Consider the following 13,368-nt stretch of genomic DNA (forward strand, 5'->3'; position numbering starts at 1 on the left):
AGCAGCAGGAGAGAATAATGTCAGCAGCCTGTTTTAAAGCATGGGTTCATGGCCGCGTCCAGGGCGTCGGGTTTCGTTACAGTACTCAGGCAGAAGCCAGGATGCTGGGCGTACTGGGCTATGCGCGAAATCTGGATGACGGCAGTGTCGAGGTGCTGGCCTGGGGTGAGGCGGAGCAGGTCGATGCGCTGATCGCCTGGCTTAAAGCGGGCGGGCCACGCAGCGCGCGCGTTGAAAAGGTGCTGGTGGAGCCGCACCAGCCCGCAGAGCCGCCCCGCGATTTTACGACCGGTTAATTACAGACATTTCGCCGGTTTAGGCAGGCCGGCGATTTTCGTCGCCTGTTTAGCCGGCCCTTCAGGGAACAGGCGAAACAGATAGCGGCTATTGCCTTTCTCTTCCCCATATTTCTGCGCCATCGCCTTCACCAGCATTCGCACGGCAGGGGAGGTGTTATATTCCAGATAAAAGGCGCGCACAAAATGGACCACTTCCCAGTGTGCTTCGGTCAGGGTCAGGCCTTCCTGCTCAGCGATGTGGACAGCCAGTGCTTCACTCCAGTCGCCGGGATGCTTCAGATAGCCTTCGGCATCGACGGCGATTTCGTTACCGTTAAAATTCACGTGACATCCTCTTAGTAAATGACGGCGCAGTTTATCAAACCTGGCGGGCAGTAAAAGCAAAAACCCCGCCGAAGCGGGGTTTTACAGGCTACTGTCACTGCGGATTAGTTACTGCGGGCAAACCCCAGCAGGCTCAGCAGGCTGACAAAGATGTTATAGAGCGAAACATAGAGGCTGACCGTCGCCCGGATGTAGTTGGTTTCGCCACCGTGAATGATGTTGCTGGTTTCCCACAAAATCGCACCAGCTGAAAACAGAATGAACAGGGCGCTGATGGCCAGATGCAATGCAGGCAGCTGCAGGAAGATGTTGGCTACCACAGCAACCAGCAACACAACGAAACCTGCCATCATCATGCCGCCGAGGAAGGACATATCACGACGTGTGGTCAGCACGTAAGCCGAACAGCAGAAGAACACCAGCGCCGTGCCGCCCAGCGCCAGCGCTATCACGTCACCCATGCCTGCGGTTAAGAATGAGCTCAGGATAGGCCCCAGGCAATAACCCAGGAAGCCGGTAAAGGCAAAAGCGGCCAGAATGCCCATCGGGCTGTTAGCCAGACGGTAGGTTAAAAACATTAAGCCATAGAAGCCAACCAGCATCAGGATTAAACCCGGCGCAGGCAGGGCCAGCAGGGTGCTGGCGGTAGCCGTAACGGCCGAGAAGGCCAGGGTCAGTCCGAGAAGAAAATAGGTATTGCGCAGAACTCTGTGCGTAGACAGCAGTGAGGACTGCGATGAGGTGACAATTCTTTCCATGTTGCGCTCCTTTAAGCAGAACACCAAATATGTGCCGAGAATACGCAGGCCATTAAAGAGGGAAAAGGCGTTTTACCCTTCTTTACGCGCTAAACTGCTAATTGTTTGAGCAGAGTGGCGATTTTGACACCGAAAAATCACAATCTGGCTGTTTTTCAGGCGAATAGACAGATAGGTGCTTTACATCCCTAAACGGGGTGTTTATAGTGCGCGTCATTGCGGAGGGGTGGCCGAGCGGCTTAAGGCAGCGGTCTTGAAAACCGCCGATGGGAAACCATCCGAGAGTTCGAATCTCTCCTCCTCCGCCACTTTATCTGCCCTGGGCAATAAAGCGGCAAAAATAGATGTTTTGCCAATGCAGTACAGTTTCAAAACGGAGGGGTGGCCGAGCGGCTTAAGGCAGCGGTCTTGAAAACCGCCGATGGGAAACCATCCGAGAGTTCGAATCTCTCCTCCTCCGCCATTTCAGTCCTTGACTGGGCACACCAATAGTCGCCGATTTCCCTCCCTGTGCGGCGACAAGCGTCCTCAGCAGGTCAGACTTCGATCCCAGGATGCGGATTTCGCGATCTGCGACCTCGACGCGTTGCGCAAGGGCGCGCAGATGATCCCGCCGATAGCCGCCCCCATCGATCCGCATCCGTTCACGGGCTACCCGTGCAAAGCGGCGGACCATCGCCGGGCTGATGGCGTTATGGCCGGAGCTTTCCAGCATCGTTTGGGCGCGTTCGGCATCCAGCTTCGACTGGTCGCGGATGACCTTGAGGCCGGCGATACGCTCCTTGAGCGAAGAATCGTCCAGATCGGCAACACCTGATTCGATGGCGTCGTAGAGCCGCTTGAGGCGCAGTTCCGACTCAGCGGCGCGACGGTTCAGCTCGGCGATATGCTGCTGGCGGCGTTCAGATTGCTCCTGCCGGCGATCCAGCACGGTCGAGAGGATGTCTTCCAGCCGTTCGGGATCGAGCAGCCGTTCCTCGATATGGTGAGCGACAAGGCCGTCGAGCTTGTCCATCGGGATCGCGCGGCCCTTGCAGCCGGTTTCTCCCTGCCGTGCCTTGATCGAGCAGGCATAGTAGCGATAGCGCCCGCTCTTGCCGGTGCGCACGGTCATGGCACCGCCGCACTTGTCGCAGAAGCAGATGCCGGTCAGCAGTGTCGGGCCGAGGATAACCCGCGCGGGCATCTCGGTCTTGGGATTGCGGGCCTGCAACAGCGCCTGCACCGTATCGAACGTCTCCATGTCGATGATCGGCGGGACCGGCACGGTCACGACTTCGCTGATCGGCTTCAACTGCTTGCTCTTTGAGCGCTTGTTGAAATGATGCTCGCCGATATAGGTCCGCCGCGTCAGGATGCGGTGGACCTGGCCGATGCCCCAGCGTCCGCCGTCGCGGGTGAAGATGCCGCGTTCATTGAGATATTTCACGATCGCCTTGACGCCCATCTGCGGGGCATCGCCTTCCCGGCCCAGGGCGAGCCGGTAGATCAGGCGGATCGTGTCCGCGTGCAGCGGGTCGATCTCCAGCTTCTTCTTGGTCTTGGAAGCGCGCTGCTCGGCCGCAACGATGCGATAACCGATCGGCGGAAGCGCCCCGTTCCAGAAGCCTTGCCGGGCATTCTCCTTCAAGGCGCGCAAGACGTGCTTGGCGTTCTCCTTCGACTGGTATTCGTCGAACAACGCCATGATCTGCCGCATCATGACGTGCATGGGATCGTCACCCATTTCCTGCGTGATGGAGACGAGCTTGACGCCGTTCTTGGCGAGCTTGCGGACGTAGAACTCCAGCTCGAAGTGGTCGCGGAAGAAGCGCGAGAAGCTGTGGACCACCACCACATCGAAGGGCGCTGGTTTGGACGTGCCCGCCTCGATCATGCGCTGGAACTCGGGGCGTCGATCATTGGTGGCGGACGCGCCCGCTTCCACGAAGGTATCGACGAGTTGATAGCCGCGCGAGGCGCAATAGGCTTCGCCCTGCTTGCGCTGATCGGGGATCGACACGTCATGTTCGGCCTGACGGACGGTCGAGACGCGCAAGTAAAGCGCGGCGCGCTGCGAGAGGATCGGGGTTTCAGCGTTCATGGCCGGCCTCCCGCCGCCCTGCGGCCCTCGACCAGCGGCAACGCCAGTTCGACGCGATCATGCACGACCTTCGGCGCGAGCTTGCGCCCCTGGCCCGGCTCCATACGGACGAGGCCGTAGCCGGCCATCGTCTTGAGCGTGCGTGACAGGTTGGATTTGGCGCGGCCGGTGATCTCGGCCAGTTCCTCCAGCGATCCGGGCGCCTGCTCGGCGATGATGCGCAGCAGTTCCCGATTGCCGGCGGACAGAACCTTGGCAAAGGATTCGGTGGAGGTGAACCACACGTTCGGATCGTCCGACGCCGGCTTTTCCTCGCCGCGTGCGATCCGCATGGTGCGGGCCTTCATCTCGTCATAGTCGGCGATGCCGACTTTCAGGGTCGTCATAGTACGCCTCGCTCCTTCAACACCGCATCGACCTGTGCCCAGAAGTCGGCCAGCAGTGTGCCGGCGTCCTCATAGGCGTAGGGCTTCACGGTCTGGAGCCGATGGCGATGGTCCTGCGGCTCGCCCTTCTTCTGGCGGCCGACCGGATGGGCATTGTCGAACCCGACCAGCCGTTCGCCCGAAGGCCCGTGAAGCGTGAGCGAGTAATCGAGGCCGTGCGGTTTTTCCGGAGAAACCGGAATGCGTGTCACGACGAACTTCACCCAATGACCGCCGTCGGGATCGACGACAAGCACTTGCCCGTCGAGGTCCAGAAGCGTGTCGAGGCTCGGATCACGAACCTCGCTCATGGGAGTTTGTTATCAGATTGAGATAACTTATTCAAGCCCTTTTCGGGCGATGGCGAACCGAACAACTCGTCGAACAGGTCTCCGAACCAGCGCTCGAACACCTCGATCTCTGCTTCGCTGACGGGAATGCGATCGGGCCAGTCATCCACGACGCGCCAGGTTTCGATCTCTTCGATCGGCGTTGGGGTGCGACGCGGCCCGGGCTCGGCCGTATAATAATCATAGAGGTCGTCAGGCAGGACACCGGGAGCGTCAGACGCCCGACGCGCCGACCTTTGGACGCGGCGTCGAGACATGGCGTCACCGTCTGGAGCAAGTTGTCGTCGGATCACCCGATCGAGAAGCGCGGCGGATCGCCGCCGATCGAGTGTGGGACGATCTGTATCGTCGTGAAGTCTGCATAGCGCGATACCTCAATCGCGTTTCGTGATCGTGGACGCCCGCCGGGCTTTGGCGAAGCCGCGATCGGTGGCGATAAAGCGCTCCAGCATGGGGACGATGAGGCGGACGGGATCGGCGGACGGCTGTCCCGCCTCTTGGGCGAGGATGCCGGCATAGGCCGTGAGATCGCGATGCAGGCCGGCTGGCAGTTCCAGGGTGACCTTGACCGGCTTGTCGTCGGGAATGGATGAGAGTTTGAGCGTCGCCATGTCAGCCTCCGTATGTCTCTAATACAATGTCGCGGGTGACGAGGACGCGGACCGGGAAGCCCGGCCGGATGGTCAGTGTGGGCGCGATGTCGAGCTGGCGGCCGACGACCTGCCGGCCGACCTGGCTGATGCCGTCCGACGCGCCCTGGCGGATGGCACGGGCGATGTCGCTTTCCTCACCGGACGAACCGGCCTGCGATCCGATGCTGAGCAGCGTCGACAGGCCAGCGGCCTTGGCGAGATCCCACCAGTGATGATCGACGCCATCCTCAAGGCCGGCATAGCCTTCGGCATCGGCGCCCGGCTGGCGCTCGAGAACGATCGAGCGACCGTTCGGCATGATGAGCCGCGTCCAGACAAGCAACACACGACGTTGACCGAAGCCGACGCCATTGTCGTACTGGCCGACGACACGCGTCCCCTGCGGGATCAGCAGGATTTTGCCGGTGGGACTGTCATAGACGTTCTCCGTCACCTGGGCGGTGATCTGGCCGGGCAGATCGGAACGGATGCCCGTGATGAGCGCAGCGGGGATCACCGCGCCGGCTTGAAGCACGTTCGGCGATGCCGGGGCCGCGACGCGATCGGGCGCGACGGTGCGCTTGTCGGGCGCCTGGTTGAGGAAGGCGAGCTGGCGATCCTGCGCCGAGGGCGTCGCCGGCTGGGGTGCGAGGCCGAGGCTGGCAAGGTCGGTCGATGGCATCGTCGCGATCGTGGACGGCTGCACGGCTGTCCCGTTGTTCGCGGGCCGGGTTTCGGTCGAGGCGAACAACCGCGCCGTCCGGGCCGACTCCAGCTCCTGCGCCTGGCGCTGTTCCTCCGGCGTGGGGCCGACTGGTCCGGTATTGGGCGTGGCGATCCCCGGCGTGGGGACCGGCTGGCCGGCGTTCTGCGCATTGAGGATCGGGCGGCCGAGATCGCCCGGCAGCGGCGGGCCGAGCTTCGGCACACCGCTATAGTCCTTGGGCAAGCCGGCCAGCCCATCCGGCGTCGTGCGGTTGTCGGTGGAATAGAGTTCCTGACCCTGATGGCCGCCGTTCCGGGTCTGGAGCGCATAGACCAGCGCGCCGCCGACGCCGAGACTGGCAACCAGGCCGAGACCGGCCAGCACCTTGCGCGACAGCCGCGTGACGCGCGGCGGCTCGGGACGCAGCCGCATCGGTGCAATGGGTTCACCGGTCAGGGGCTTGGCGTCATCCTCTGCCCTGTCAGGCTTCTTGCCTTCTTCTTTCTCGGGATGTTCCTCGCTCACGATGCCGGCCTCCCATCGGTGCGGGAGATGCGGACACGCTTCTGGTCCTTGGCGGAGCCAAAGCGGAGTTCGGCGGCGGCGAACAGGCGGTCGACGATCATGTAGTTGCCGCGCACCCGGTAGTTCACCAGTTCGGAGGTGTCGCCCTCGGGGCCGACGACGAAGAGCGGCGGCATTTCCCCTTGCGCGATACCGCGCGGAAACTCGATGAACACCTGCCGGCCGTCGTCGAAGGCGCGCAGCGGACGCCAAGGGGCACGGTCGCCGGAGACCTCGTAGCGGAAATTGACCTTCGCGAGATCGACGCCGCTGGCGACGGGCTGCTGAGCCTCCGCCTGTTGATTCTGGCGGCGCAGGGCGATGAGCTGGTCCTGCGGATATTGCCAGGACACCGAGGCCATATAGGTCGCGGGCGTCGAGCGCAGCTCCATGTGATAGGTGCGCCGATCGGTATTGATGACGAGATTGGTCATCAGGTCGGCGCGTGTCGGCTTCACCAGGATATGGATTTGTTTCGCCGCGCCCGCGCCGCTCTCGGTATCGCCGATCACCCAGCGCACGGTGTCGCCGGCCGCGACCGGGCCGGCGCCGACCAGCGTCTCGCCGGGCTGGAGACCGATATCGGTGATCTGCCCCGGCGAAGCATAGACCTGGTAGAGCGCGCCATCGACGAAGGGATAGACTTGCATCGCATTGATGAAGCCGCCCCGCACCGGCTGCATCCGGGCGGCGGCATTGGCCTCACTGACGCGCGCGGCAGGGTCCGGCAGCTCGGGGGTTGGTTTGCCGTCCTTGCCAACCAGCTTCAACTGGCCGGGCAGCGGCAAAACCTTCGGCAATTCGATGACCTGCACGGGCTTGGGCGGATCGACGGCGATGACGGCGGGCGCCGCGTCGTCATAGGCGATGTCCGGCGGCGGGGTATGTCCGGCGCAGCCGGCGAGCGCCGATGTGCAAAGCAGCAGAAGCGGCAAGCCGGATTTACGTAAACCCGGAAAGCCGCCGAAGCGGACACCTGGAAAGGCGAGGATGAGGAAAGCCGGCCTCCCGGCATGACGGAAGGTCGGTGTCATTGCGAAAGCTCCTTCGACCAGTTGATGGCGTTGATGTAGATTCCGAGCGGGTTCTTCCTGAGCGTGTCGGCGTCATGGGGCGGCTGCACGGCGACGGTGACGATCGCCGACCAGCGCTCGGTGGCGGCGAGGCTGCCGTCCTGATAGCGGCGCTCGATCCAGGCGATGCGGAAGCTCGACGGCGAGGCGCGGATGACGCTGGAGACCTCGACCGCGATCTGCTGCTTGCCGACCTTGGCGAAGGGGTCGTTGGCGCGGGCATAGTCGTTCAGCGCCAGTGCACCGCCCTGCGTGGTGAAGTCATAGGCCCGGAGCCAGTTCTGCCGCACGATGATCGCGTCGGAGGGAATGCTTCTGACCTGCTCGATGAAGCGCGCGAGGTAGAAGGCGATCTGCGCATCGTTCGGCTGATAGTCGGCAGTGGCGGGCGCGACGGCTTGTGCCTGACCGAGCTTGTCGACCTGCACCACCCACGGCACGATCGAGCCGTTCAGCGATTGCCAGACCAGCGCGCCCGACAGGCCGGCGGAGAGCGCCAGCGAGCCGAAGGCCATCAGCCGCCAGTTCTTCGCCTGCACGCGAGCCGACCCGATGCGGTCGTCCCAGACCTGCGCGGCGCGCTGATAGGGCGTCTCGGGTTCGGGGGATTTGCCGTAATGGGCGGAAGGTCGCTTGAACATGGATCAGTCGCTTTCGGAAAGATTGACGGACGCGCCGCCGCCATGGGCGTCGCCGGATTTGACGGCATGGGCGGCGGCCTGCACGCCGTGGGAGAGTTTCTGGGAGCGCTGCATCCGCGTCGCCCAAGCGGGCGGGCTGCCGGGTGCGGCAGACGATGCAGCCGGTGCGGACGCGGCATCAGTGGCGTCGCCGCCGACCGTGCCGGCCGTCGATGATCCGCCCGACACCTCGAAGGCGGTGCGCGCACCGGACTGGTAGCTCTGCTTCATGCTGTCGGCGGCACGGCCGGCCGCGCGTTTGAGCGGCGACACAGCGGCCTGTGCGCCGGTCGAGGCGACATTGCCGAGACCGGAGGCGACAGCCGATGCACCGGACTGACCGGCCGCGCCGAGGCTGTAGGCGGTGGACGCGCCGCCCGCGAGCGCGGCCCCGCCACGGGCGGCAGCAGCGGCACCCCCGGCAAGGGCAGCGCCACCGGATGCGACGGCGCCGATCGCAGCACCTCCGGCTGCAACCATGCCACCGGCGGCGAGCCCCGTGCCGATCGCCGCGCCCGCGCCGAGCTGCGGGCCGCCGGAGACGAGGCCGTTGGCGATGCCGGGGCCGAAGATGCCGAGGCCGAGCAACGACAAGGCGGCGAGCACGATTGCCATGGCATCGTCGATCGACGGCGTCGCGCCGTTGAAGCCGCGCGTGAACTCGGCAAACAGCGTCGAGCCGATGCCGATGATGACGGCGAGCACCAGCACCTTGATGCCGCTGGAGATGACATTGCCGAGCACCCGTTCGGCCATGAAGGCGGACTTGCCGAACAGGCCGAAGGGGATCAGCACGAAGCCGGCGAGCGTCGTCAGCTTGAACTCGATCAGCGTGACGAAGAGCTGGACGGCGAGCACGAAGAAGGCGAGCAGCACCAGCGCCCAGGCGAACAACATGCAGGCGATCTGGATGAAGTTCTCGAAGAAGGACCAATAGCCCATCAGATTCGAGATCGAATCGAGCAGCGGACGCCCGGCGTCGAGCCCGGTCTGCGCGACTTTGCCAGGGCGCAGCAGATCGCCGACCGAAAAACCGGTGCCGGACGCCTTCAGGCCGAGGCCGGCGAAGCTGTCGAAGACGATGCGGGCGAGGTTATTCCAGTTGCCGATGATGTAGGCGAACACGCCGACGAACAGCGTCTTCTTGACCAGCCGGGCGATGATATCCTCGTCGCCGCCCATCGACCAGAACAGCGCCGCCAACGTCACGTCGATGACGATCAGCGTGGTGGCGATGAAGGCCACCTCGGGTTTGAGCAGCCCGAAGCCGCTGTCGATGTAGCGGGTGAAGACTTCGAGGAAATGATCGATGACGCCGGTGCCGCCCATGTCAGCGCGTCCCCGGTTGGGCGGATTGCGTTTCGGCCGGAAACAGCGTGGTTGGTGCCGCCGATGGGGCGGACGCAGCGGCCCCAGCCGCAGCCGGCTGGCCGAGGAAGCGACGGCGGTTCTCGGCCCACGCCTTCAGGCAGGCCGGATCGCGGGCACCCGCTTCGCCGATCCCGCTGCACCGGGCGAGTTCCGCGTCCAGCGGATCTCGCTCCGGGGCCGGCGATGCCTGTGTCGGTGCGGCACTCTGCGGATCGTCGTGGCGATTCATCTCGATCGCGGTCGCGATGATGGCGATGGCGACGAAGGCAATGGCGCCGATGCGTGCGAGGGTCTTGCCGTCCATCGGCCCTGCCTCAGTGGTTGCCGTAGAACATCTGGGCGTTGCCGGCCTGATAGCCGGCGCCCGGCGTCAGGAAGCGGCGGCGCTGTTCCTGACCCTGCGCCGCGGCGGCGGCCTGTTCGGCCGATTGCAGCGCCTGCGCGCGGCCGTTGGCGGCGACGACGGCGGTGAGGTCGGCGAGCTGCTGGGCCTGAAGCGCGAGAAGCTGGTTGCCGGCCTGCGTCGCCTGCAAGGCGCCGGTGGCGGATTGGCTCGATCCGACCAGCGCCGACATCTGCGTGCGGTTGGTGTCGATATTGCCGACGACGGTCGCCTGCACGCGCATCGCGTCCTGCAAGCCGCCGACCGTGTTCTCCCAGCGGGCCTTGGCGCCGGCGACGAGCTGCTGATCCGACACCGACATGGAGGCGGTCGAATATTTCTGGGCGAACGCCTGGTCGATCTGCTTCACGTCATAGGCGATGTTCTGCGCCTGTTGCAGAAGCTGTTGGGTCTTCTGGACCGACTGCTGAAGCTGTTGCAGCGACGAGTATGGCAAGCTCGCAAGGTTACGCGCCTGGTTGATGAGCATCTGCGCTTCGTTCTGAAGCGAGGTGATCTGGTTGGTGATCTGCTGGAGGGCGCGGGCCGCCTGGATGACGTTCTGCGCATAGTTCGACGGGTCGAACACGATGATGGCGTAGGCCGGGGTCGTGACGATCGGCGACAGGGCCAGCGGGACGGACAGGATGGACGCGGCGAGCATCGCCGCGCGGGAACGGCGCAGTATCATGACAAGGTCTCCAGGTTGGCGAGGTTGGGGATGAGATCGGCGGCCCAGCCGAGATCGCGAAGGCGCAGCCAGGCGGCGAGAAAGCCGTCCGCGCCATGCTCGGCGACGATGCCGGCGATGGCGGTCTGATCGGACTTCGATGACGCGGCGCAGAGCGCCAGCGCCACCTCGGACAGGCCCAGCTCGAAGAGCCGGTTGCCGTGCCGCGACTGGCAGTAATAGTCGCGCTTGGGCATCGCCCGCGCGAGAATCTCGATCTGGCGGTCGTTGAGACCAAAGCGGCGATAGATGGCGGTGATCTGCGGCTCGATCGCCCGTTCGTTCGGCAGCAGCAACCGGGTCTGGCAGCTCTCGATGATCGCGGGCGCGATAGCCGACCCGTCGATGTCAGACAGCGATTGCGTGGCGAAAATGACGGAAGCGTTCTTCTTGCGCAGCGTCTTCAGCCATTCGCGGAGCTGGCCGGCGAAGCCCTCGTCGTCGAGCGCGAGCCAGCCTTCGTCGACGATGATGAGCGTCGGCGATCCGTCGAGCCGGTCTTCGATCCGGTGGAACAGATAGGCGAGCACGGCCGGCGCGGCGTCGGTGCCGATCAGCCCTTCGGTCTCGAACGCCTGCACGGTGGCGGTGCCGAGATGTTCGGCCTCTGCGTCGAGCAACCGGCCCCAGGCCCCACCGATGCAGTATGGCCGCAATGCCTGCTTCAGGTCGTTGGACTGGAGCAGGACGCACAGGCCGGTGATCGTCCTCTCCTCGATCGGCGCTGAGGCCAATGAGGTCAGCGCCGTCCAGAGATGCTCCTTCACCTCCGGCGTGATGGTGACGCTCTCGCGCGACAGGATCGCGCCGATCCAGTTGGCGGCCCATGCCCGTTCGGCGGCATCATCGACACGGGACAGCGGTTGAAGACTGACGGAGGTTTCCGAACCATCCGTCAGCCCGCCGCCGAGATCGTGCCAATCGCCATGCATGGCGAGCGCGGCGGCGCGGATCGAACCGCCGAAATCGAAGGCGAAGACCTGCGCGCGGGCGTAGCGGCGGAACTGGAGCGCCATGAGCGCCAGCAGCACCGACTTGCCGGCGCCGGTCGGGCCGACGATCAGCGTATGGCCGACATCGCCGACATGAAGGGAAAACCGGAACGGGGTCGAGCCTTCGGTCTTGCCGAAGAGCAGTGGGGGTGCCGCAAAATGCTCGTCCCGTTCCCGCCCCGCCCACACCGCCGATAGCGGGATCATATGGGCGAGGTTCAAGGTGCTGATGGGCGGTTGCCTGACGTTGGCGTAGACGTGGCCCGGCAGGCTGCCGAGCCAGGCATCCACCGCGTTGATGGTCTCGGCCATCGCGGTGAAGTCGCGGCCCTGGATGACCTTCTCGACCAGCCGCAACTTCTCGTCGGCGATGCGCGGGTCGGTGTCCCACACCGTCACCGTCGCGGTGACATAAGCGATCCCAGCATAGTCAGCGCCCAGCTCCTGCAAGGCGAGGTCGGCATCCGCCGCCTTGTTCGACGCATCCGTGTCCACGAGCACGGATTGCTCGTTGGTCATCACCTCCTTCAGGATGGCGGCGATCGACTTGCGCTTGGCGAACCATTGCCGCCTGATCTTGGTCAGCAGCTTGGTCGCGTCGGTCTTGTCGAGGAGGATGGCGCGGGTGGACCAGCGATAGGGAAAGGCAAGCCGGTTCAGCTCGTCGAGCAGGCCCGGCGTCGTCGCGGTCGGGAAGCCGGTGATGGTCAGCACGCGGAGATGCGACGATCCCAGGCGCGGCTCCAGCCCGCCGGTGAGCGGCTGGTCGGCGAGCAGCGCGTCGAGATACATCGGCGTCTCCGGCACGCGAACGCGATGCCGGTGCGTGGAAACGCAGCCGTGCAGATAGGTCAGCGTCTCCGCATCATCGAGCCAGTGGCATTCGGGCATGAAGGCTTCGATCAGGCGTAGCAGCCGGTCGGTGCGATCGGCGAAGACCGAGAGCACTTCCCGTCCATCGACGCCGGATTGTTCGCGGCCCTCGTAAAGCCAAGTCTCGGCGCGCGCCGCGTCCTCGGCCGGCGGCAGGTAGGTGAAGGTCAGGAAATAGCTGGACTCGAAATGCGCACCGGCTTCCTCGAAATCGGCCTTGCGCTCGGCATCGACCAGAGCCGACGCGGCATCTGGGAACGTGCTGTCGGGATAGGTCGCTGCCGGATGGCGCTGCGCTTCGACGAAGATGGCCCAGCCGGAGCCAAGGCGGCGGAAGGCGTTGTTCAACCGGCCCGCGACCGCGACCAACTCGGCTGGCACGGCGGAATCCAGATCGGGACCGCGAAACCGTGCGGTCCGCTGGAAGCTGCCGTCCTTGTTGAGCACGATGCCGGCACCAACCAGCGCCACCCAGGGCAGGAAGTCGGCAAGCCGGCTGTTGCGATTGCGATATTCGGCGAGGTTCATCATGGTCGCGCTCCCCTCAGACTGCGAGGTGCGCGGGGATGCGCAGGTGGCGGCGGCCGACCTCGACGAAGAGTGGGTCTCGCTTCGCCGCCCACACCGCCGCGAAATGCCCGATCGCCCAGATGGCGAGGCCGACCAGCCACAGCCGCAGGCCGAGACCGACCGCGCCGGCGAGCGTCCCGTTCATGATGGCGATGGCGCGCGGCGCGCCGCCGAGCAGGATCGGTTCGGACAGCGCCCGGTGCAAAGGGACGGTATAGCCGGGTACGTCCCCGCCCTGATCGACGGCGCTCGCCATCAGACCAGCGCCCCGCCGCCGAACGAGAAGAACGACAGGAAGAACGAGCTTGCCGCGAACGCGATCGACAGGCCGAACACGATCTGGATCAGTCGGCGGAAACCGCCCGACGTATCGCCGAAGGCCAGCGTCAGGCCCGTGGTGATAATGATGATGACCGCGATGATCTTGGCGACCGGGCCTTCGATCGACTGCAAGATCTGTTGCAGCGGCTGTTCCCACGGCATGGACGAGCCGGAGGCGTAAGCGGGCGCGGCCATAACCACGCTGAGCGTGGCAACCGATACGGTCATGGCGAGG

General features: G+C 64.7%; 17 protein-coding genes, 2 tRNA genes and 1 pseudogene. 4 read left to right on the forward strand and 16 right to left on the reverse strand.

The annotated features are described in order from the left end of the window. Positions 1-17: 17 nt before the first annotated feature. Positions 18-296: an acylphosphatase gene (yccX, locus tag AC6I8B_RS06795; protein WP_157351821.1), complete on the forward strand. Its 279-nt coding sequence runs from the start codon at positions 18-20 to the stop codon at positions 294-296. Here yccX and AC6I8B_RS06800 read toward each other — a convergent pair whose 3' ends face one another. Both AC6I8B_RS06800 and yccA read right to left on the reverse strand, forming a co-directional pair. Continuing rightward, on the reverse strand, positions 297-623 hold the full coding sequence (locus tag AC6I8B_RS06800; protein ID WP_010669791.1) for a TusE/DsrC/DsvC family sulfur relay protein: 327 nt from the start codon (positions 621-623) through the stop codon (positions 297-299). A 104-nt stretch (positions 624-727) separates the two neighbouring features. Then, the gene (gene yccA, locus AC6I8B_RS06805; protein WP_003850014.1) at positions 728-1,381 is read right to left on the reverse strand and encodes an FtsH protease modulator YccA; all 654 of its coding nucleotides are present in this window, start codon (positions 1,379-1,381) and stop codon (positions 728-730) included. Between the two features lie 220 nt (positions 1,382-1,601). Here yccA and AC6I8B_RS06810 point away from each other — a divergent pair. The 3 genes from AC6I8B_RS06810 (at position 1,602) to AC6I8B_RS06820 (ending at position 2,198) form a co-directional block, all read left to right on the forward strand. After that, positions 1,602-1,689: transfer RNA gene (locus tag AC6I8B_RS06810), tRNA-Ser, on the forward strand. Between the two features lie 67 nt (positions 1,690-1,756). Next, a tRNA-Ser gene (locus AC6I8B_RS06815) sits at positions 1,757-1,844 on the forward strand. Then, the gene (locus AC6I8B_RS06820; protein ID WP_497817620.1) at positions 1,803-2,198 is read left to right on the forward strand and encodes a hypothetical protein; all 396 of its coding nucleotides are present in this window, start codon (positions 1,803-1,805) and stop codon (positions 2,196-2,198) included. Before AC6I8B_RS06815 ends, AC6I8B_RS06820 begins: the two co-directional genes overlap by 42 nt. 222 nt (positions 2,199-2,420) lie before the next feature. On the opposite strand, the pseudogene AC6I8B_RS06825 reads toward AC6I8B_RS06820, so the two are convergent. The 14 genes and pseudogenes from AC6I8B_RS06825 to AC6I8B_RS06890 all read right to left on the reverse strand — a co-directional run. After that, a pseudogene (locus AC6I8B_RS06825) lies at positions 2,421-3,464 on the reverse strand (recombinase family protein); the annotation flags it as partial. Further along, positions 3,461-3,850, reverse strand: coding sequence for an HVO_A0114 family putative DNA-binding protein (locus AC6I8B_RS06830; protein WP_497817621.1), 390 nt, complete (start codon positions 3,848-3,850; stop codon positions 3,461-3,463). The gene AC6I8B_RS06830 and the pseudogene AC6I8B_RS06825, both read right to left, overlap by 4 nt. Continuing rightward, positions 3,847-4,200 carry a toxin-antitoxin system TumE family protein gene (locus AC6I8B_RS06835; RefSeq protein WP_497817622.1) on the reverse strand — a complete coding sequence of 118 codons (354 nt, stop codon included), beginning with the start codon at positions 4,198-4,200 and terminating at the stop codon, positions 3,847-3,849. The genes AC6I8B_RS06830 and AC6I8B_RS06835 overlap by 4 nt, the downstream gene beginning before the upstream one ends. Continuing rightward, entirely contained in the window at positions 4,197-4,496 is a 300-nt protein-coding gene (locus AC6I8B_RS06840) for a hypothetical protein (protein WP_497817623.1), read from the reverse strand. Before AC6I8B_RS06840 ends, AC6I8B_RS06835 begins: the two co-directional genes overlap by 4 nt. A gap of 117 nt (positions 4,497-4,613) precedes the next feature. Beyond that, complete coding sequence (locus tag AC6I8B_RS06845; RefSeq protein WP_497817624.1) at positions 4,614-4,850, reverse strand: DUF2274 domain-containing protein; 237 nt, start codon at positions 4,848-4,850, stop codon at positions 4,614-4,616. Position 4,851: 1 nt separating this feature from the next. After that, positions 4,852-6,102, reverse strand: a complete 1,251-nt coding sequence (locus tag AC6I8B_RS06850; RefSeq protein WP_497817625.1) for a TraB/TrbI/VirB10 family type IV secretion system protein — start codon at positions 6,100-6,102, stop codon at positions 4,852-4,854. Then, positions 6,099-7,175: a P-type conjugative transfer protein TrbG gene (gene trbG / locus AC6I8B_RS06855; protein WP_497817626.1), complete on the reverse strand. Its 1,077-nt coding sequence runs from the start codon at positions 7,173-7,175 to the stop codon at positions 6,099-6,101. Before trbG ends, AC6I8B_RS06850 begins: the two co-directional genes overlap by 4 nt. Next, positions 7,172-7,855, reverse strand: coding sequence for a conjugal transfer protein TrbF (gene trbF / locus AC6I8B_RS06860; RefSeq protein WP_497817627.1), 684 nt, complete (start codon positions 7,853-7,855; stop codon positions 7,172-7,174). The genes trbG and trbF overlap by 4 nt, the downstream gene beginning before the upstream one ends. Positions 7,856-7,858: 3 nt before the next feature. Then, entirely contained in the window at positions 7,859-9,223 is a 1,365-nt protein-coding gene (gene trbL / locus AC6I8B_RS06865) for a P-type conjugative transfer protein TrbL (protein ID WP_497817628.1), read from the reverse strand. Between the two features lies 1 nt (position 9,224). Then, positions 9,225-9,569 carry a putative entry exclusion protein TrbK-alt gene (gene trbK-alt / locus AC6I8B_RS06870; RefSeq protein WP_497817629.1) on the reverse strand — a complete coding sequence of 115 codons (345 nt, stop codon included), beginning with the start codon at positions 9,567-9,569 and terminating at the stop codon, positions 9,225-9,227. A 10-nt stretch (positions 9,570-9,579) separates the two neighbouring features. After that, positions 9,580-10,338, reverse strand: a complete 759-nt coding sequence (gene trbJ / locus AC6I8B_RS06875; RefSeq protein ID WP_497817630.1) for a P-type conjugative transfer protein TrbJ — start codon at positions 10,336-10,338, stop codon at positions 9,580-9,582. Then, positions 10,335-12,773 carry a conjugal transfer protein TrbE gene (gene trbE / locus AC6I8B_RS06880; protein ID WP_497817631.1) on the reverse strand — a complete coding sequence of 813 codons (2,439 nt, stop codon included), beginning with the start codon at positions 12,771-12,773 and terminating at the stop codon, positions 10,335-10,337. Before trbE ends, trbJ begins: the two co-directional genes overlap by 4 nt. Positions 12,774-12,786: 13 nt before the next feature. Continuing rightward, positions 12,787-13,068: a VirB3 family type IV secretion system protein gene (locus tag AC6I8B_RS06885; RefSeq protein WP_497817632.1), complete on the reverse strand. Its 282-nt coding sequence runs from the start codon at positions 13,066-13,068 to the stop codon at positions 12,787-12,789. Continuing rightward, positions 13,068-13,361, reverse strand: coding sequence for a TrbC/VirB2 family type IV secretion system protein (locus tag AC6I8B_RS06890; protein WP_176614068.1), 294 nt, complete (start codon positions 13,359-13,361; stop codon positions 13,068-13,070). Before AC6I8B_RS06890 ends, AC6I8B_RS06885 begins: the two co-directional genes overlap by 1 nt. Positions 13,362-13,368 lie beyond the last annotated feature (7 nt).

This window comes from Pantoea sp. X-Soil-ISGK-285 (assembly GCF_059730815.1).

What these genes read in the sequence shown, in the direction of transcription:
- yccA (WP_003850014.1), bottom strand. Translation starts at nt 1,381, where the DNA reads ATGGAAAGAATTGTCACCTCATCGCAGTCCTCACTGCTGTCTACGCAC.
- trbL (WP_497817628.1), bottom strand. Translation starts at nt 9,223, where the DNA reads ATGGGCGGCACCGGCGTCATCGATCATTTCCTCGAAGTCTTCACCCGC.
- AC6I8B_RS06890 (WP_176614068.1), bottom strand. Translation starts at nt 13,361, where the DNA reads ATGACCGTATCGGTTGCCACGCTCAGCGTGGTTATGGCCGCGCCCGCT.
- trbG (WP_497817626.1), bottom strand. Translation starts at nt 7,175, where the DNA reads ATGACACCGACCTTCCGTCATGCCGGGAGGCCGGCTTTCCTCATCCTC.
- AC6I8B_RS06845 (WP_497817624.1), bottom strand. Translation starts at nt 4,850, where the DNA reads ATGGCGACGCTCAAACTCTCATCCATTCCCGACGACAAGCCGGTCAAG.
- AC6I8B_RS06885 (WP_497817632.1), bottom strand. Translation starts at nt 13,068, where the DNA reads ATGGCGAGCGCCGTCGATCAGGGCGGGGACGTACCCGGCTATACCGTC.
- yccX (WP_157351821.1), top strand. Translation starts at nt 18, where the DNA reads ATGTCAGCAGCCTGTTTTAAAGCATGGGTTCATGGCCGCGTCCAGGGC.
- trbE (WP_497817631.1), bottom strand. Translation starts at nt 12,773, where the DNA reads ATGATGAACCTCGCCGAATATCGCAATCGCAACAGCCGGCTTGCCGAC.
- AC6I8B_RS06835 (WP_497817622.1), bottom strand. Translation starts at nt 4,200, where the DNA reads ATGAGCGAGGTTCGTGATCCGAGCCTCGACACGCTTCTGGACCTCGAC.
- AC6I8B_RS06830 (WP_497817621.1), bottom strand. Translation starts at nt 3,850, where the DNA reads ATGACGACCCTGAAAGTCGGCATCGCCGACTATGACGAGATGAAGGCC.
- trbF (WP_497817627.1), bottom strand. Translation starts at nt 7,855, where the DNA reads ATGTTCAAGCGACCTTCCGCCCATTACGGCAAATCCCCCGAACCCGAG.
- trbK-alt (WP_497817629.1), bottom strand. Translation starts at nt 9,569, where the DNA reads ATGGACGGCAAGACCCTCGCACGCATCGGCGCCATTGCCTTCGTCGCC.
- trbJ (WP_497817630.1), bottom strand. Translation starts at nt 10,338, where the DNA reads ATGATACTGCGCCGTTCCCGCGCGGCGATGCTCGCCGCGTCCATCCTG.
- AC6I8B_RS06840 (WP_497817623.1), bottom strand. Translation starts at nt 4,496, where the DNA reads ATGTCTCGACGCCGCGTCCAAAGGTCGGCGCGTCGGGCGTCTGACGCT.
- AC6I8B_RS06820 (WP_497817620.1), top strand. Translation starts at nt 1,803, where the DNA reads ATGGGAAACCATCCGAGAGTTCGAATCTCTCCTCCTCCGCCATTTCAG.